The sequence below is a fragment of the Nonomuraea indica genome, assembly GCF_002850745.1.
Classification (GTDB): domain Bacteria; phylum Actinomycetota; class Actinomycetes; order Streptosporangiales; family Streptosporangiaceae; genus Nonomuraea; species Nonomuraea indica.
On the sequence record NZ_KZ559468.1, the window covers coordinates 135,135 to 153,607 of the forward strand.

General features: G+C 75.9%; 14 protein-coding genes. 5 read left to right on the top strand and 9 right to left on the bottom strand.

The genetic code is table 11. The features are described 5' to 3' along the window. Positions 1-23: 23 nt before the first annotated feature. Both CXR44_RS08435 and CXR44_RS08440 read right to left on the bottom strand, forming a co-directional pair. Positions 24-1,604: a glycerol-3-phosphate dehydrogenase/oxidase gene (locus CXR44_RS08435; RefSeq protein WP_101784357.1), complete on the bottom strand. Its 1,581-nt coding sequence runs from the start codon at positions 1,602-1,604 to the stop codon at positions 24-26. Further along, positions 1,579-2,181, bottom strand: coding sequence for a TetR/AcrR family transcriptional regulator (locus CXR44_RS08440; RefSeq protein ID WP_101784358.1), 603 nt, complete (start codon positions 2,179-2,181; stop codon positions 1,579-1,581). Before CXR44_RS08440 ends, CXR44_RS08435 begins: the two co-directional genes overlap by 26 nt. A gap of 35 nt (positions 2,182-2,216) precedes the next feature. On the opposite strand from CXR44_RS08440, the gene CXR44_RS08445 reads away from it, so the two are divergent. Then, a complete protein-coding gene (locus CXR44_RS08445; protein WP_101784359.1) occupies positions 2,217-3,782 on the top strand; it encodes an FAD-binding oxidoreductase in 1,566 nt (521 codons plus the stop codon). A 194-nt stretch (positions 3,783-3,976) separates the two neighbouring features. Here CXR44_RS08445 and CXR44_RS08450 read toward each other — a convergent pair whose 3' ends face one another. Beyond that, the gene (locus tag CXR44_RS08450; protein WP_101784360.1) at positions 3,977-4,393 is read right to left on the bottom strand and encodes a tetratricopeptide repeat protein; all 417 of its coding nucleotides are present in this window, start codon (positions 4,391-4,393) and stop codon (positions 3,977-3,979) included. A gap of 128 nt (positions 4,394-4,521) precedes the next feature. Between CXR44_RS08450 and CXR44_RS08455 the strand changes: the two genes are divergently transcribed. From CXR44_RS08455 to CXR44_RS08465, 3 genes are all read left to right on the top strand, one after another. After that, complete coding sequence (locus CXR44_RS08455; protein WP_101785304.1) at positions 4,522-6,024, top strand: metallophosphoesterase family protein; 1,503 nt, start codon at positions 4,522-4,524, stop codon at positions 6,022-6,024. Between the two features lie 20 nt (positions 6,025-6,044). Beyond that, the gene (locus tag CXR44_RS08460; RefSeq protein WP_101784361.1) at positions 6,045-7,640 is read left to right on the top strand and encodes a bifunctional 3'-5' exonuclease/DNA polymerase; all 1,596 of its coding nucleotides are present in this window, start codon (positions 6,045-6,047) and stop codon (positions 7,638-7,640) included. Positions 7,641-7,987: 347 nt separating this feature from the next. After that, entirely contained in the window at positions 7,988-8,962 is a 975-nt protein-coding gene (locus CXR44_RS08465) for a YncE family protein (RefSeq protein ID WP_180903256.1), read from the top strand. A gap of 82 nt (positions 8,963-9,044) precedes the next feature. Here CXR44_RS08465 and CXR44_RS08470 read toward each other — a convergent pair whose 3' ends face one another. The 6 genes from CXR44_RS08470 to CXR44_RS08500 all read right to left on the bottom strand — a co-directional run bounded on the left by CXR44_RS08470 (position 9,045) and on the right by CXR44_RS08500 (position 17,608). Then, positions 9,045-10,313 (bottom strand): MFS transporter, encoded by a 1,269-nt coding sequence (locus tag CXR44_RS08470; protein WP_245898971.1) that lies wholly within the window; start codon positions 10,311-10,313, stop codon positions 9,045-9,047. Between the two features lie 79 nt (positions 10,314-10,392). Then, positions 10,393-11,211 (bottom strand): MOSC domain-containing protein, encoded by an 819-nt coding sequence (locus CXR44_RS08475; RefSeq protein ID WP_101784363.1) that lies wholly within the window; start codon positions 11,209-11,211, stop codon positions 10,393-10,395. 46 nt (positions 11,212-11,257) lie between these two features. Beyond that, on the bottom strand, positions 11,258-13,732 hold the full coding sequence (locus CXR44_RS40700; RefSeq protein WP_245898973.1) for a protein kinase domain-containing protein: 2,475 nt from the start codon (positions 13,730-13,732) through the stop codon (positions 11,258-11,260). A gap of 143 nt (positions 13,733-13,875) precedes the next feature. Further along, positions 13,876-15,270 (bottom strand): YlbE family protein, encoded by a 1,395-nt coding sequence (locus CXR44_RS08490; RefSeq protein ID WP_101784364.1) that lies wholly within the window; start codon positions 15,268-15,270, stop codon positions 13,876-13,878. After that, positions 15,267-16,679: an AllF/FdrA family protein gene (locus CXR44_RS08495; protein ID WP_101784365.1), complete on the bottom strand. Its 1,413-nt coding sequence runs from the start codon at positions 16,677-16,679 to the stop codon at positions 15,267-15,269. The genes CXR44_RS08490 and CXR44_RS08495 overlap by 4 nt, the downstream gene beginning before the upstream one ends. Before the next feature lie 77 nt (positions 16,680-16,756). Beyond that, positions 16,757-17,608 carry an oxamate carbamoyltransferase subunit AllH family protein gene (locus CXR44_RS08500; protein WP_101784366.1) on the bottom strand — a complete coding sequence of 284 codons (852 nt, stop codon included), beginning with the start codon at positions 17,606-17,608 and terminating at the stop codon, positions 16,757-16,759. Between the two features lie 131 nt (positions 17,609-17,739). Here CXR44_RS08500 and CXR44_RS40705 point away from each other — a divergent pair. Further along, positions 17,740-18,473 (top strand): PucR family transcriptional regulator ligand-binding domain-containing protein (locus CXR44_RS40705; RefSeq protein WP_245898975.1); only part of this gene is annotated, 734 nt, incomplete at its 3' end.

The window sequence follows — 18,473 nt, forward strand, 5'->3', positions numbered from 1 at the left end:
CCGGGGGATTGAGATGTGGCGGTTCAGCCCAGCGTGTCACGGGCGGCGGGCAGCGCCGCCTCCCGGTCCTCCGGGACGAGGCCGATCCGCGTGCGCCGGTCGAGCAGGTCGCTCTCGTCGAGCGCGCCCTCGTGCAGGACGGACCAGAGCAGCTCGCCCTTGGTGATGCCGAGTCCCACCTCCTCCGGGTGCGCCCGGACGAGGTCGTGGACGGCCGCCGCCTCGCTGCCGTAACGCTCGACGAGGCGCGCCGGGAGGTCGCCGCCCTCGGCGCGCCGCCCCGCCCGCCGCGCCCGCCCCGCGCCGGGCGCGCCGGCGAGGGGGATCCGGGCGGTACGGCAGGGGCCCGCCGTGAGCCGCGCCTCCGCCACCGCCCGGTCCACGGCGTCCTGCGCCATCCGGCGGTAGGTGGTCAGCTTCCCCCCGACGACCGTGACGAGCCCGTCGCCGAAGAGGACGGCGTGCCGGCGGGACAGGTCGGAGGTGCGACCACCCGTGCTCGCGACACCGGCGGTGCTCCCGGTGCCCCTGGGGCGGCCGGAGGCGGCCAGCAGCGGCCTCAGGCCCGCGTAGGCCCCCGCGACCGCCTCACGGCGCACCGGAGTTCCCAGCGCGGCGTTGAGGACGTCCAGGAGCGCCCTGACGTCCTCCTCGGGCACGTCGGGGACGTCCGGGACGGGGCCGTCCACGGGTTCGTCGGTGAGCCCGACGTACGCGCGGCCGTCGGCCTGGGGCAGCAGGAGCGCGAACCGGTTGCGCTCGCCGGGGACCGGCAGGTGCAGCCCGGCGGCGAGCCCCGGCACGGTGCCCGGCCGGAGCACCAGATGGGTGCCGCGGGACGGGCGCAGCCGCACCCGGGGGTCGAGGCCGCCCGCCCACACGCCGGTCGCGTTGACCACGGCCCTGGCGCGGATCTCGAACTCCTCGCCGGTCAGCTCGTCGCGGACCCGGGCGCCGTGGCCGGTCAGCTCCAGGGCGCGGCAGCGGGTCAGGACGCGCGCGCCGTGCGCGGCGGCCGTCCGGGCGACGGCCACGACCAGGCGGGCGTCGTCCACCAGCCGGCCGTCCCACGACAGCAGGCCGCCCCGCAGCCCGTCCGGCTCCAGGAACGGCGCCAGGCGGCGCGCCCGCGCCGCGTCGAGCCGGGACGGTCCTGGCAGCAGGTGGCGCGGGGTGCGGGCGGCGGCGCGCAGGCCGTCGCCGACGCGGTAGCCGGCCAGCACCAGCGCCTCCTGGGCGCGCGAGACGCCCGGCGTGAGCGGCAGCAGGTAGGGGTGCGCCTTCACCAGGTGCGGCGCGGTGCGGCGCAGCAGGATGCCGCGCTCGACCGCGCTCTCGTGGGCGACGCCGACCTGCCCCCTGGCCAGGTAGCGCAGGCCGCCGTGCACCAGCTTGGAGCTCCACCTGGACGTGCCGAACGCCAGGTCGTGCGCGTCGATCGCGGCCACGCTCAGCCCGCGGGAGGCGGCGTCGAGCGCGGCGCCCGCGCCCGTCACGCCCAGGCCCACCACGAGCACGTCCAGGCGCTCCTCGGCGGCGTGGCGCAGCTCGCGGGCCCGGCGCGCGGCGTTGAGCGAGCTAGCGGGGTCGATCGGGCTGTCCAAGGTATCCCTCCAGCAGTGCCGTCAGCTCGGCGTCGAGATCGTCGAGCGTCACCTGTCCGGTCGGCGTTCCGTCCGTCGTCGGTTCGGGCGTCGGTCCTGGCGTCGGTCCGGGCGTCGGTCCGGGCGTCGGTCCGGTCAGCGTCGGGGCCGACATCAGGAACGCCTGCGCCACCAGCAGCACCGCCCTGGCCCGCGCGGGGTCGCCGACCGCGCGTTCGAGCACGGTCAGGACGGCCTCGTGGGTGGCGCCCCGGCGGTGCAGCAGGTACGGCAGGAGCAGGTCCGGATCCGCCTCGACGATCTTCCGCCAGAGCGGGTGCTCCCGCAGCCGCCGTACCCCCTCGACCACGGCCGCGACCGGGTCGGCCAGGTCCAGGCCCTCGACCGCGCGCACCCACTCGCGGGTCATCAGGTCGGCGACCAGCGAGCGCACGTCGGGCCAGCGGCGGTAGAGCGTCATCCGCGACACCCCGGCACGGCGCGCCACGTCGGTGAGCGTGGTCCGGCGCACCCCGTACGCCAGCACGCACTCCAGCGCCGCGTCCAGGACGCCCTCATTGTGACGAATCGACGTCATATGTCACAGTGTAGAGCGTGACGACTCGTGAACCCATGCTGTGGTCGGGCTGGGGCGACCCCGCCCGCGCCCGCGAGCTGCCCGAGCCGGTCAGGGCGCTGCTGCGCGACCTGCTGGGCGTGCGCGCGCCCGAGCGGCCGCCGGTCCCCCTGGAGGAGGTCCGGCTGGCGCCGGTCACGCTGCCCGCCCACCTGCTGGAGGCGCTCGGCGGCGTCGTCGGCGCCCCGCACGTGCGCACCTCGCACGAGGCGCGGGTGCGGCACACCCGCGGCAAGTCCACCCCCGACCTGCTGCTCATGCGCGCCGGCGACGGCCTCGACGCGCCGGACGCCGTCGTGCTGCCCGGCTCGCACGAGGAGGTCGCCGAACTGCTCGCGCTGTGCTCCCGCGAACGGATCGCGGTGGTGCCCTTCGGCGGCGGCACCTCCGTGGTGGGCGGGCTGGTGGCCGAGCGGGCCGCTTTCGCCGGGGTGGTGGCGCTCGACCTCGGCCGGATGGACCGGCTGCTGTCGGTGGACGCCGAGTCGATGCTCGCCGAGTTCCAGCCGGGGGCGCGGGCGCCCGAGGCCGAGCGGCTGCTCGCCGCCCACGGGCTGACCCTCGGCCACTTCCCCCAGTCGTACGAGTACGCCACCCTCGGCGGCTTCGCGGCGGCGCGCTCCAGCGGCCAGGCGTCGGCCGGTTACGGCAGGTTCGACGACATGGTCGCCGGTATGACCGTGGCCACCCCCGCCGGCCCGCTGGAGCTGGGCCGGGCGCCCAAGTCGGCGGCCGGCCCCGACCTGCGCCAGCTCGTCCTCGGCTCCGAGGGCGCCTTCGGGGTCATCACCTCGCTGCGGCTGCGGGTGCGTCGCGCGCCGGCCGAGAAGGCGTACGAGGGCTGGCGGTTCGCCTCCTTCCGCGAGGGGACCGCGGCGCTGCGCGCCCTGGCCCAGGAAGGGCCGCTGCCCACCGTGCTGCGCCTGTCGGACGAGACCGAGACCATGGTCGGCCTGGCCCGGCCGGACGCCATCGGCGGGGGCGGCGGCGCGGACGGCGGGTGCCTGGTGATCGCCGGATACGAGGGCGCGTCCGTGGCGGCCACCCGGGCCGGGGCGGCCCGGGTGCTCACCCGGCTCGGCGGCGAGCCGCTCGGCGAGGAGCCGGGGCGGGCCTGGGAGCACGGCCGCTTCTCGGCCCCCTACCTGCGCGACTCGCTGCTGGCCGCCGGGGCGACGGTGGAGACGCTGGAGACCGCCGGGTTCTGGTCGGGATTGCCGCGCCTGTACGACGCCGTGCGGCTGGCGCTGCACGGGTCGCTCGGCTCGCCGCTGGTCATGTGCCACGTCTCCCACGTGTACGAGACCGGCGCCTGCCTGTACTTCACCGTGGTGACCGCGCAGCACGGCGACCCGGTGGCGCAGTGGGCCCACGCCAAGGAGGCGGCCACGGCGGCCGTCGTGGAGGCGGGCGGCACCGTGTCGCACCACCACGGCGTGGGCCGTGACCACCGGGAGGCGTACGCGGCCGAGCTCGGGCCGGTGGGCGTGGGGATCCTGCGGGCGGTCAAGGAGCGGGTGGACCCGGCCGGCGTGCTCAACCCGGGCGTCCTGATCCCCTGACCTCCCCTCGGCCCAGCCCCTCGGCCCAGCCCCTCGGCCCAGCCCCTCGGCCCGGCTCAGTCGGGTCGCGGGCTGGGCCAGCTCCGGTCGGCTCCGGTCGGCTCCGGTCGGCCCCGGTCGGCCCCGGTCGGCCCCTGTCGGCCTTGGTCGGCTCGGGTCGGGGTCGGGTCGGGCTCGGGGGCGGCCCGGCTCGGTCAGTTCGGGTCGGCGAGGGCCGTCGTCTCGGCCTCCTCCAGAGCCACCTCGGCCTCCTCGTACCGGCGCAGCGCCCGGTAGACGTCGGCCAGGCAGACCAGGCAGACCACCAGCGGCGCCCCGCCCGCCCCGCGGGTGATCGCGACCGCCTCCTCCGCCGGGGCCAGCGCCTCGCCGGGCCGCCCCCGCCGGAGCATCAGCCAGGCCGCCGCCCGCAGCGAGCGGGCGAGCAGCGGCGCGTGCCTGGCGGGGTCGGCGCCCGCCAGCGCCCGGCTGCGCCGGATCGCCTCCCGCACACTCCGCACGCCCGTGCGGCTCCAGCGTGACCGGGTCCGGGCGTACGCCAGCAGGCCCTCGATGGCGTCCACCTCCTGGAGGTCTCGCCGGGTCGCATCGTCCGAACCGTTCCGGGCCATGGCAGCCCTCCTCGCGGCCGACAACCGCTTGCTTGGGCCGTGAGGCTACACCATCGCGAACCTTCTGTGTCCGTCACGGCACTCAGCGTTCGGATGCGCCAGGGGAAGATCACCGTAAAGATGTGGACATGGTGGATGTCGCGGCCGAACGTGGAAAGCAGCTCTCCTCCCGGGTGTCGGAGGAGGGCGCCGGGTGGCGCTGTCAGCAGATCGGCACGTTCGAGCGGCTCAGACCCCACCGGCGGGGCTTCACCTGGCTCAGCGCGCCCACGCTGTGGCGCTCGCGCAACGAGGTCGTCGCGGGGCTGCTGGGCGACCCGTCCGGACAGGTGCGCGAGCGGTGGGTCGCCGGGCAGCGGGCCCGCGGCGCCGACCCCGGGCTGCGCATCCGGCCCGGCCTGGGGGCGAGCTTCGACTTCCTGCTGCTGGGCGACACCGGCGAGGGCGACGCCTCCCAGTACGCCGTGGTGCCCGGCATGCTCAGGGCGGGGGAGGGCACGGCCTTCGCCATCGTGGCCAGCGACGTGGTCTACCCGGCGGGCTCGGGCAACGAGTACGGCGACAAGTTCTTCCGGCCGTACCAGGACTACCCGGCGCCCATCTACGCCGTCCCCGGGAACCACGACTGGTACGACGGGCTCGGCGGCTTCATGCGCGTCTTCTGCGACGCCCCCGCGCTCCGGCCCAAGCCCGACACCGGCCGGCTGCGCGGTCTGCTGTGGCGCCGGCCCGAGCCCGTCGACGAGGCCCGCCTGGCCGAGGCACGCAAGCTCCGGGCACGGCCCTCCCAGCAGGCCACCGGGCCCGCCGCGCAGCCGGGACCGTACTGGGCGATCGAGAGCGACAGCCTGCTCGTCGTCGGCGTCGACACCGGCATCCGCAACGCCGTCGACCGGCGGCAGGCCGCGTGGCTGCGCGAGGTGTCGCGCGACCCGCGGCCGAAGATCCTCGTCACCGGCAAGCCCATCTACACCGCCAACGCCTACAAGCCGTCGCCGCTGGAGGACGGCGGCACGATCGACGACATCGTGCGCGACCCCGCCCACCGCTACGTGGCCGCCATCGGCGGCGACGTGCACAACTACCAGCGCTACCCCGTGCGGGTCGGCGACCGGGTGATCCAGTACGTGGTCTCCGGCGGCGGCGGGGCGTTCATGCACGCCACCCACACCATCCGGCGGGTGGACGTGGCCGGCGTGCGGGAGGACGACTTCAGGTGCTACCCGCTGCGCGGGGACTCGCTGTCGTTCTACAGCCACTTCTACGCCCGGCGGCTGCGGATGAAGTGGCTCTCCCTCACCCCCGCCGAGGCCGCCTGCGTCACCGCCGAGCACGTCGGCAACACCCCCGTGCGTCCCGTCGAGGGCCCGGTCCGGATCACCCGCCGCGTACGGTGGGCGGCGCGGCTGCTCGGGGCCTGGCCGTGGCCGTTACGGCTGCCGGTCGACAAGGTGTTCCACCGCTACCTGTCCGAGCTGTCCGACTGGGACACCCCGCCGTTCTTCAAGCAGTTCCTGCGCCTGTCCGTCACGCCGGAGACGCTGACCATCCGCTGCTACGCGGCCACCGGCTGCCTGGCGCAGGAGCTCGAACCGCCGGTCGAGGACGAGGTCGTCATCGGTCTGTCGTAGCCGCCTGGCACGCTGGGGGCGTGTACGTGGTGCTGGCGGGAGAGACCGTCCTCCCGATCGCCTCCGGGCAGGGCGCGGCCCGGCGGCCGGCCGACCTGGCGGCGGCCGTTCGCGAGCTGGAGGCCGGTCCGGACGCCGGGGCCGCGCGGCGCCCCCGGTGGGTGTGGGCCGACACACGCGAGGCCTACCCGCCCCTGCTCGACGCGGGTGTGCGCGTCTCGCGCTGCCACGATCTCACGCTCACCGAGGGGCTGCTGCTCGCCTGCGAGGGCCGCTACGGCGAGCCCCGCTCGGCCAGGGCGGCCCACGCCAGGCTGCACGGCCGGCCGGTGCCCGACGAGCAGCCCAGCATGCCCGGCACGCTGTTCGCGCCCGAGCCGCTCGGCGCGGACGCCGTGGCGGAGGTGCTGGCCGACCAGCTCCGGCGCGTCGAGGCGCTGCCCGACCCGGGGCGGTTCCGGCTGCTGGTCGCCGCCGAGTCGGCGGGCGCGCTGATCGCCGCCGAGATGGGCCACGACGGCATGCCCTGGCGGCGCGACGTGCACGACGCGCTGCTCACCGAGCTGCTCGGGCCCCGCCCGGTGCACGGCATGCGCCCGGCCAGGCTGCAGGCGCTGGCCGACGAGGTGGCGGCCGCTTTCGGCCATCCGGTCAACCCCGACTCGGTCCAGCAGCTCGTCAAGGCGTTCAAGGGCGCGGGCGTGGCGCTGAAGAGCACCCGGTCCTGGGAGCTCAAGCGGATCGACCACCCCGCCGTCGAACCGCTGCTGGCCTACAAGGAGCTGGCCCGCCTGCACAGCTTCCACGGCTGGGCCTGGGCCGACCAGTGGGTGCGCGGCGGCCGGTTCCGGCCCGAATACGTGGTGGGCGGCGTGGTCTCCGGCCGCTGGGCCACCTCGGGCGGCGGGGCGCTGCAGATCCCCAAGGTGATGCGGCGCGTCGTCGTGGCCGACGAGGGCTGGACGCTCGTCGTCGCCGACGCCGCCCAGCTCGAACCGCGGGTGCTCGCCGCGATGGCCGGCGACGCGGGGCTGGCCAGGGCGGCTGGCGAGATCGACCTCTACTCCGCGCTCGCCCAGGCGTTCGGCGGTGATCGCGACCACGCCAAGATAGCGATGCTGTCCGCCATGTACGGCGGCACCAGCGGCGACGCCCCCAAGTTGCTGGCGATGATGCGTCAGCGCTTCCCCCACGCCTACCGGTTCGTCGAGGACGCCGCCAAGGCCGGTGAGGAGGGCCGGCTGGTCCGCTCCTGGCTGGGGCGCACCAGCCCGCCCCCGTCCGAGCGGTGGCGGGAGCTCGTCGCCGGGCCCGAGGGCGGCCGGGCGGCTCGTGACCGGGGCCGCTTCACCCGCAACTTCGTCGTGCAGGCGACCGCCGCCGAATGGGCGCTCGCCCTGATGGCGGTGCTGCGCGGGCTGCTGCCCGAGCCGGCCCGGCTGGTGTTCTTCCAGCACGACGAGGTCATGGTGCACTGCCCGCTCGGCCTGGCGCGCGAGGTGATCGACGCGGTCTCGGCGGCGGCCGAGGAGGCGACCCGCCTGGTGTTCGGCGCGACGCCGGTCCGGTTCCCGATGGAGGCCGTCGCGGTCTCCTGCTACGCCGACGCCAAGTGACGGGCGCCCGGCTCCTCGTCGGGAAGGCACGCGCCGCCCCGGCCGACGGTGACCTTCGACCGCCTACTAAGGACCTTAGTCACACGTAGGGCAGTGGGAGACGCTGTGAGGATGGCCCCTGTCTGCACCATCGCCAGCGTGTGGAGGTCGCACGGGCGCAAGCCTGCGGCTTCTACTATCGAGGACAGGAGAACGATCGCATGGGTCGGCGGACATGGAGGACGATCACCGGCGTCTGCTCGGCGGCGGTCATGACGGCGGGGCTCGTGGCGTGCTCTCCGGCGGAGGAGGCCGGACGCCCCGCTGCGCCGCCGGCGTCCTCGTCAGGCACGCGGGGAACGGTGTGGGTGGCCGTGGAAGGCGGTGACGCCCTGGTGGCCATCGACGCGGCCACCAACGCCGTGGCCGTCACCGTGAGCGGGATCAGCGAACCGCACAACGTCCAGGTCGCCCCCGGCGACCGCGTGTACGCCGTCAGCGGCGACACCGCCACGGTGGCCGAGCTCGACGCGGCCGGTCACGGGCTCAAGGCGTCCGGGCCGACCGGCGCGGCACCGGCCCACGTGGTGGTGACGCCCGACGGCGCCAAGGCGTATGTCACCAACTACGGCGACGGCACCGTGTCGGCGTACCGTACGGCCGACCTGACGTCGGCGAAGGTCATCCGCGTCGGCGGCGGTCCGCACGGCGCCCGGCCCACTCCCGACGGGACCGCGCTGGTGGTGGCCAACACGAAGGCGGGGACGGTGGACGTCGTCGACACCCGGACCGACGTCAAGACCGCGGGCGTGAAGGTGGGCGGAGCGCCGGTGCAGGTGGCGGTCTCGCCGGACGGACGCCACGCCTACGCCACCGTCTCCGAGCCGGCCGGTGTGGTGAAGGTCGATCTGCGGACGGCCGAGGTCGTCGGCAGGACCGCTGTGTCGGCCGCGCCCGCGCAGGCGTACCTCACGCCCGACGGGCGGACGCTGCTGTCGGCCGATCAGGGCACCGAGCGGCGGCCGGGTGCCGTGGTCTCCGTCATCGACACCCGGACCATGAAGGTGACCGGCCGGATGGCCACCGGTTCCGGCCCGCACGGCCTGGTGGTCGCCCCGAGGGGCGACCGGGCCTGGGTGACGAACGTCTACGACGGCACGGTCTCCGTCCTCGACCTGCCCACCGGCAGGGCCGTCGCCACCGTCGAGGTGGGCGAGGAGCCCAACGGGATCAGCTTCGCCACCACTCCGCCGGCGGCGGGGGCGGGGGCCCGCGTCCAGGTGACGCTTCCCCCGGCCGGGCGGCGTCCCGCGCACACCGGCACCTCGCACGACCACGGCTGACCGGGACGGAGCGACCGCCCCCGCCGCGCGTGGCGGCCGGCGCCTGCTCCGCGGGGTCCTCCGGCCGGGCCGGGGCCCGTGGTCAGGTGGCGCGCCGGTGCGTGGCGGCGAGCCAGAGGCCGGCCGCCGCCACCATCACGCCGACCACCAGGCCGAGCGTGCCGTACGAGAGGCGGTCCACGATGGCGCCGGCGGCCACCGTGCCGGTGGCCCCGCAGACGTTCATGAGCAGGTCCGACAGCCCCTGCACCGCCGTCCGCCCCTCGACCGGCACCGACTCGCTGACCAGCGCCGACCCCGCGACCAGCCCGCACGACCAGCCGAGTCCCAGCAGCACGAGCGCCGTGGTGATCCGCCAGACGCTGTGACCGGCCGTGCCCGCCAGGGCCGCCGCGCCCAGCAGCAGCGCCATGCCGCCCATCAGCACCGGCACCGTACCCGCCTTGTCGGCCAGCCAGCCCACCACCGGCGACATGACGTACATGCCGGCGATGTGCAGGCTGATCACCAGCCCGATGACGTCGAGGTTGGAGCCGTCGTGGTGGAGTTTGACCGGGGTCATCGACATGACCGACACCATCGCCGTGTGGCTCACCGCGATCATGATCATTGCCTTGCGGGCCATCGGGGTCGCCCGCAGCGTCCGCCACGCCCGCCGCAGTGTCCTGCGCCCGCCGGTCGCCGGCACGGGCGGCGCGCCGTCGCGCTCACGCGCCAGCTTGAGCGGGTCGGGGCGGAGTCCGGCCATGACGACGAGCAGCGCGAGCGCGAACGCCAGGGCGGCGAACGCGAACGGCCCCGCCTTCTCCACCAGGCCCGCGTCCATGCCCAGCTGGTCGGCCGGCCTGGCCAGGTTGGGCCCGGCGACGGAGCCGACGGTGGCCGCCCACACCACCAGCGACAGGTGCCGGCCGGCGTGCCCCGGCGGTGACAGGTCGGTCGCCGAGTAGCGCGCCGCCAGGTTGCCGGCACTGCCGCCGCCCACCAGCACCAGCCCGGCGAGCAGCAACGGCCAGTTGCGGATCGTGATGGCGGCGACGGACAGCGCGCAGCCCAGCAGCGCCGCCGCGTAGGCCAGGGCCAGGCCCATCCGCCGGCCGCCCCGCCCGGCCGCCTTGGCCGTGGGAAGCGCCAGCAGGGCCGCGCCCAGCACGGTGGCCGTGCCCGCGAACCCGCTGATGACCGTCGAACCCGACAGCTCGTCCACCACCACCGAGCTGAGCGCCAGACCCACGGCGACGCCGACCCCGCCGACGATCTGCGCGGCCGACAGCACGGTCAGGGTGCGGCGCTGGACGACGCGGATGCGATCGGGGGAGGTAACAGCGGGTGTGGTGGGGGCGCTGGTCACCCGTGAAGTCTCCCATAGGCCGAGAGATCCTCCCAAAGGGGACAAGTGGCTTTCCCGATGCGCCCGCCGCCGGGCGACGTCAGAGGACGGTGACCGGATCACCCTGCGCGATCGTGCCGCGCGCGTCGGGGATGAGGTTGACGCCGAACCACACCTTGCCGTCCCACCTGCGGTGCCGGGCCAGGGTCCGGGTCGGCTCCTTGCCGGACACGTGCGTCACGGGGTCCACCGTCGGCAGGACGCACCGGTCGCAGCCCTTGACCACCCGGAAGTCCACCTCGCCGATCCGGATCCGCTTCCACGAATCCTCGTCGAACGGCGTGCGCACGCCGTCCACCACCACGCTCGGCCGGAAGCGGCGCATGTCGAGCGGCGCGGGCGGCTCCTCCCCCCGCTCGGCGGCGGTCTCGGCGATCCAGTCGTCGAGCCGGCTCAGCGAGGCGGTCGTGGTCAGCAGCAGCGGATAGGCGTCGGCGAGGCTGACGCGGTCGTCGGCCCGCCCGTAGTCCGGGTTGACCGGCCGGCGGGTGGGGTCGTCCAGCCACACGAGCCGGGCGGGCCGGTCGAGCAGCGACGACAGCCACGCGGCGGGCTCGTCGCCGCAGTCGGTGAGCTCGACGTCGTTCCGCCACACCCGCACCGTCGTGCGGGGCGCGGCGGCGGGGAGCACCCGCAGCGGCGGCGCGTGCGGGCCGGTGAGGACGAGCGCGTCGCCGTCCAGCTCCGGGACGCAGGCCAGCAGCCGGGGGAGCTTGCGCGCGGTCAGCATGGCGCCGTCCCCGTCCACGACGAGGAAGCGCCGGTCGCCGGCCAGTCCCCAGGGCTCCACCTCGGCCCGCCCGACGGTGTGCCCGCTGGTGGATTTGACCGGATAGCGATGGATACTGGCCAGCTTCATGGGCCGACCGTACCCCACCGGTCGCGGACGGGCGCTCCGGCCCCGGTCAGGTCGTCTGGCGGAAGGTGTCGAGGAAGACCTTGCGCGCCTCGGCCTGGTCGTCCCAGACCAGCTCCGGCATGTCGAAGGTGATCTGGAAGGCGGTGCCGTCGTCCACGGTGACGTAGCGGGTCAGGGCGTGCATCGGGACGCCGTTGGACCGGGTGTAGGTGTACTCCCAGTCGGCCGCCTTCCAGGTACGGAACTGCGTGGCCTGCAGCCGCACCTGGATGTAGCTCTCGACGCCGCCGTCCGCCTCGGCCCGGGTGAGCTCGGCCAGCCCGCCGTCGGCCTGCGGCGTGGCCTGCTGGACCCGGAAGTTCACCCCCGAGTCCTTCGGCCCGCTGAACGTGGCCTCGTCCCCGGAGATCGCGGCCTTCCAGCCCTTGGGGACCGCCGCGGTGAAACCCGCCGCGGCGTGCTCCTCGTACCCGTCCGGGACGGCCGCCGCCTGCAGGGGACGGGCCGGAGTGGCGGTGCCGGCGGTGGGCGCGGCGGCGGGCGGTGCGGGGTCGCCGCCAAGGGCGGTGAACAGCAGCGTGGCCGCGGCGACGGCGCCCGCGGCCGCGACGGCGGACAGGATCAGGCGCGGGGTGGGCCTGCCGTCGTGTGTCCAGCCGTTGCCCCGCTCCCCGGGCCTGCGCCTGCCCTTGGCGGGACGGTCACCGGCTGGAGGGAGGGCGGCCGGGCGGCCGCGGGACGCCTCGCGGGACAGGTCGCGCGAGTGGTTGCGCAGGTCCTCCTCGGAGGGCAGCGGCCACAGCGCGGAGCGGCTTCCGGTGGTCAGCGGCAGGATCGGCGGCGGCGGACCGGCCTCCCCACCGGACCCGAGCCCGCCGGACCCGAGCCCGCCGGACCCGAGCCCGCCGGACCCGAGCCCGCCGGACCCGAGCCCGCCGGGCTGCTCGTGCGGCGCATGCGAGCCCGACGGAAAGTCCCGTGACGGGTACGCGGCCGGGGTGGGGTCCTGCGACGGGTACGCGCCGGAGGGAAGGTCCCGCAGTGGATGCGCGCCGGTCGTGGCGTCCTGTGACGGGTACGCGCCGGAGGGGAAGTCCCGTGACGGGTACGCGGCCGGGGTGGGGTCCTGCGACGGGTACGCGCCGGAGGGAAGGTCCCGCAGTGGATGCGCGCCGGTCGTGGCGTCCTGTGACGGGTACGCGCCGGAGGGGAGGTCCTGTGACGGGTACGCGCCGGTGCCGGGGATGCGGGAGGGGTAGGCGCCCGTGGTGCGGTCGGGCCCCAGGTCGTGGAGGGGGTGCGGTCCGGTGCCGGGCTCCCGCGGCCCGAGGAGCGGGTCGCCGGGCGGCTCCGGCAGGCGCAGCGGCTCGGACGTGCTCGCGAACGCGTCGAACCGCCCCGGCGGCTGCCCCGACGGCCGGTCCGCGGGACGGCCGGCGGCGGGCCCCGGATGTCCCTCGTGCCCGTCCGGCCGGTCCTGCAGCGGGTCGTACGGCACCCGCACCGGCCCGGACGGCGTCTCGACGATCCGCGACGGCATCGGCCCGGACGGCGGCTCCAGCGGCGGCAGCAGCCCGGCCGGCGGCGGATCCTGCCGCGCCACCGGCTGCGGCGGGGCGTCGGGGGTGCGCGGCCGCGCGGAGCCGTGGGCGAGCAGCACCCGTTCGAGGGCGTCGCCGACCTGCTCGGCGGTCAGCCGTTCGGCCGGGTTCTTGCGCAGCAGTCCCTCGATGACCGGCAGCAGCGCGCCCGCGCGTCCCGGGCGCGCCGGCTCCTGCGTCAGCACCGCGCCGAGCACCGCGATCGCGTCGGGCCCCTCGTACGGCGGCCGCCCCTCCACGGCCGCGTACAGCGTCGCGCCGAACGACCACAGGTCGGCCGCCTGCGTGATCGGCTGGCCGGACAGCCGCTCCGGCGGCACGTACGCGGGCGACCCCATGAGCAGGCCGGTCTGCGTGATGGTGACGTCGCCCTCGATGGCGGCGATGCCGAAGTCGGTCAGGACCACCCGGTCGGAGGTGAGCAGCACGTTGCCCGGTTTGACGTCGCGGTGCAGGATCCCGGCGGCGTGCGCGTGCCGGAGCGCGTCCAGCACCCGGATGCCGATCTCGGCGACCTGCAGGACGGGCAGCGGGCCGCTCTGCCGTACGGCCTGTTCGAGGGACCAGGCGCGGACCAGTTCCATGACGATCCACGGCCGGCCGTCCTCCTCGACCACGTCGTGCACGGTGACGATGCCGGGGTGCGCCAGCCGCGCGGCCGACCTGGCCTCGCGCAGCATGCGCCGGTGGGCGACCTGCTTGCCCGCGTGGTCGAGCCCGAAGGGCAGGATCAGCTCCTTGACCGCGACGGCCCGGTCGAGCAGCACGTCGTGGGCGTGCCACACCATGCCCATGCCGCCCCGGCCGACGGGCGACATCAGCCGGTAGCGCCGGCCGATCAGGCGGCCCGTGCCGGTCACCGGGCTCTGCGGTGCGTTCCCCTCCGCGCCGGGCCCGCTGAGCACGCGGTCGGCTGCCATGTCCGCCCCCATCTCCCGCCTCGTCGGTCACATGCGTCGTCGCGCCATACTTCCCGATTAAGAGGTTCGACACGATATAGGCATGCTATTCGGGTACGGAAGCCGACCACTCCTGACAGATGACTTGACCTGCGGAAATATCATTAATAAAGGGGATCATTCGCTGATTCTGCGAGCGCCAGCAATGCCGCTGTAAACGCTTCCAGCGGCGGTTCCACCAGGCCGGCGCCGACCTGCCCGGTGCCCGCCACCCGCCCCGCGATACCGGTGTTGACCACGGGCAGCAGGCCTGTCCGGGCCACCAGCGTGAGGTCGATCCCGACCGGTGTGCCGCGGAATCCGAGCCCCGGGATCTGGTACGCCGGATGTTCCGACAGCGTGATCTCGTACATGGCCCGCGTCGCCGCCACCGCGTCCGCCACCTCGCCGCCCACGAAACGCACGATCGCCGGAGCCGCCGCCATCGCGAACCCGCCCAGCCCCGACGTCTCGGTGATCGTCGAGTCGCCGATGTCCGGATTGGCGTCCGCCGGCCCGTACGCGCCGAGGTAGAGCCCGTCCGGCACCCCCGCCGGCCCGGTGAACCACCGGTCGCCCAGCCCCGACACCTGCACCCCGAAGTCCGTGCCGTTGCGCGCCATGGCGACGACCATCGAGGAGCCGGGGACGCCGCGGGCCGCGTCCGTGGCCACCTTGCACGCGGCCATGCCCGCGTTGAGGAAGAAGTGGTCGTTGCCGCCGACGAACCTCAGCACCTCGGCGGCGTCGCGGGGCGAGGCGTCCACCACGGCCGGGGCCAGCTCCCTCAGCAGCAACGAGGTGGCGGCGCGGTTGCGGTTGTGCAGCTCGTCGCCCATCTGCAGGGCCTGCGCGATCATGCCGCGCAGGTCGACAGGCCCGGCCAGCTCGACCGCGGCCGACAGCACCGGGCCGAGGACGCGGTCCATCCAGGCCAGCCGCTCCAGCACCTCGGGCCCGTACGCGCCGTAGCGCAGCACCTTGCCCAGGCCCTCGTTGAGCGAGCAGTACGCCACCCCGCCGTGCTCGGCGTCGCGCACCTCGAACATCCACATCGACGGGCCGATCACGCCCGCCATCGGGCCGACCGCCCCCCGGTGGTGGCAGGGCTCCAGCCGCACCTCGCCGGCGGCCAGCCGATCCTCGGCCTCCCGCTCGTCGTGGGCGTACCCCTCCAGCAGCATCGCGCCGATCAGGGCGCCGCGCAACGGCCCGGACGCCCGCTCCCACGTGATGGGCGGTCCGGCGTGCAGGAACGTCATCCGGCCCAGGTCCAGCACCTCCGACGCACGCCGCACGGCCGCCAGCACAGGCCGGGCGGAGGTCAGCCGGGCGACGGCCCGCGCGTTGGCGGCGGGCAGCCGCGGATCGGCCAGCACCCGCGCCAGCGCCCGCCCGGTGCCGGGCAGAGGTGGCCGCCAGTCCACCGGAGTCGTCGCGACGGCCTGGGCGGCCAGCGACTCCCGCAGCAGGCCGGCGCCGGCCGTGATCACGCGGGGCGGGCCGGAGAGCAGCGTCATGGCAGGTCCTTCGCGTACCGGGCGGCCTGGGCGTTGGAGGCGAACACGGCGGCCCCCGCCCGTGCCAGGGCCTGCGCCTGCCGGTGCAGCCCCTGCGGGTCGTCCTCGGTGCCGACCAGCGCGACGACGACCGTCGCGGGACAGCCTGCGAGGGCGGGCGCGAGCGCGGCGGCCGGGTCGGGGTCGGCGCCGTGACCGAGGACCACGTCGAGCAGCACCACGTCGCCGGGTTCGGCGCGGGACAGCGCCTCCAGCCGCAGGGTGGGGTCGATCATCGGGTGGGCGCGGCCACGGGTGTAGGCGTCGTCCCCGTAGTCGGTGAACTCGCCCCGTCCCACGATCAGCCGGGCCTCCGCGCACAGCGTCCCGCCCGAGTAGACGCCGAGCAGCCTCCCGCCGCGACGCCCCCGGGACTCCTCCCGGCCGGCGCGCGGCGGGCCGACCGGGCGCCCCTGCGGCCCGTCCGGGTGCTCCGGTCCCGGCCGGGCCGGCCAGCACGGCCAGGCGGGGACCGGCCTGCCGAGCGCGCGCAGCGCCTCCTCCGCGGCCGCCGTCAGGTCGCGCTCCCCGGCGAACGCCGTCACCACCGGTGTGCTCAGGCCGGCCACCACCTCGCGCACGGCGCCGGCCACGGCCGGGTCGGGCGGCTTGGAGACGAGCACGATCAGTTCGGTGGCCGGGTCGTCGTCCAGCATGCGCAGGGCGCGCAGCGTCGACAGCCCGCCCACCTCGGCCGACAGGTCGCGCCCGCCCACGCCCAGGACGTGGCTGGTCCCGATGCCGGCCAGGTCGAGCAGCGAGGTGACCTGCTGGGCTCCGGTGCCGGACGCCGCGACGACGCCGACGGGACCGGGCCGCAGCACGTTGGCGAAGCCGAGCCCCACTCCGGCGATCACGGCGGTGCCGCAGTCGGGGCCCATGACGAGCACGCCGCGCTGCTCGGCCAGCCGCTTGAGCAGCACCTCCTGGCCGACGGGCACCCCGTCGCTGAACACCATCACGTCGAGACCCGCCAGCACCGCGTCCAGCGCCTCGGCGAAGGCGTGCTCGCCGGGCACCGACACCAGCACCAGGTCCGCCGGGCGCCGGGCCGCCGAGCGGGTGGTGAGCGGCGACTGCTCGCCCGCCTCCCGGCCGCGCGCGCCCGACAGGAGCGCCAGGCGGCGGTCCAGCTCCGCCGCGGCCCCCTCCAGGTCGCCGCCGCGCAGGGCGACCAGCAGGTCGCCGGGGCCGGCCGCCGGCAGCCTGAAACCCAGGTCGCGGGCCAGCGCCAGGTTGAGCTCCGTCGCCATCGCGACGACGGCCACCTCCACGCCCGGCAGCTCCCGCATCGACCGGCTCACCCGCATGAGCGCCACCGAGTCGTGGTAGACGCCCGGCCTCACCAGGACCATGTCCGTGGGTGTCATCGCAACGCCCTCCCGTACGGGCTCGCCCGGCGGCGCGGCTTCGCCCGGCGGCGCGGTTCCGCCTCGCGGCACGGCGCTCATCCGGCGGCGCCCAGCGACAGGACCGCGGCCACGCCGATGGCGATGCCCTGGGCCAGGTCCGAGCCGGAGGTGTGGCCGAGCCGGCGCAACCGGTGCACGGCCGGCTCCAGCGGCCGCAGCCCCGCCAGGCCGCGCAGCACCTCGACCACCTCGGGGCAGGACTCGCCGCGCGCCGCGCAGTGCAGGAGCGTCGCCGAGATGGGCGTCGTCCGGGTGCGGGCGTCGAAGGCCACGGTCGCCGCCAGCCATCCGGCCAGCCGTACCGCCCGCTCCGCGCCCGCCGCGGCGCCGAGCCCGCGCAGCGTCACCAGGAGCCCCGCCAGCACGTCGTCGCCGCTCGGCGTGAGCCCCGGGCCGAGGCCCATCAGCCGTTCGGCGGCCGTCAGCACGCCCAGCAGATGGCCGCTCGCGCAGCCGGCCGCCAGGAGCTCCACGGCCTCGTCGCCGGCCAGCCCCGGCGTGCCGGCGCCGAGCCGGGGCGCCGCCTCGCGCAGCCGGGCCGGATCGACCCTGCCGAGCGGCGGGGCGGGGGCCCACCAGCGGCGGGCGTGCAGGCTCAGCCGTCCCAGGAGGATCACGCCGTCGCCCACCGCCGCCTCGTCGCCGACCGCGACGTGCGGCAGGTCGCCGGCGAGCAGCACCGAGTTCGGCAGCCTCGTCGCCTCGCCCGTGATGACGGCGATGACCGACGGCTCCAGGTCCGTCCGCACCTGCAGGTACACGCCGGCCGGGAAGGCCGCCAGCACGCGCGCGGGCCGGCGCGGCGCCTCCAGCACCGGCCGCACGGCCGCGCTCGCGGCGCCGGTCACGTGCGTGCGCGGCCGCCGCGCATGGGTACCGACGGTCACCGGGCCTCCTCGTCGCGCCTGGACCTGACCGTAGAACGCCCCTTCAACCCTCCGTACGGAGAAATTTGCCAACAGTGCGCGAGAAGGTTGGCTCTTCCTGACAGACCGCCTCCGGGGTCAGAATCGACCCCATGGAACCCCCCGTCCGGCTGGCGAGTACGGGCACGATCATCCACGGCGTGTCCGTGGGGGAGGTGCTCGGCGTGTCCACCCTCGCGCAGGCGCGGCTGATCGCGGGGGAGAGCGGGCTGGGCCGCATCGTGCAGCGCCTCAACGTCATGGAGGTGCCCGACATCCTGGCCTGGGTCAAGCCGCACGAGCTGCTGCTCACCACCGGCTACCCGCTGCGCAACACGCCGCAGTCGCTCGGCCGCCTGGTGTCCGACCTGGACGAGCGGGGCCTCGCGGCGCTGGCCATCAAGCTCGGCCGCTACGTCGACGAGCTGCCCGGCGAGATGGTGGAGCAGGCCGACCGGCTCGGCTTCCCGCTGATCCTGCTGCCCGACGACGTCGGCTTCGACGACATCCTCAACCAGGTGCTCACCGACATCCTCAACCGGCAGGCGGCCGTGCTGGCCCGCGCCGAGGAGGCGCACCGGGCGCTGGTGCAGGTGGTGCTGGCGGGCGGCGGGCTGGACGAGGTGACCGAAGGGGTGGCCGGGCTGCTCGACGTCGCGGTCGCCGCGGTGGACGGCGGCGGGCGGGTGCTGGCCACGGCGGGACCACCCGACCACGTGACGGTCCTGCGGGAGTCGATCCGCCGCGAGGCCCCCGCCGGCGCCCCGCCGCGCAGCGGGAGATCGGGCACGGAACAGGCCCGCCGCGAGGCCCCGGCGGGGCGGCCGGGAGGCCGGGGGGGGGCGCC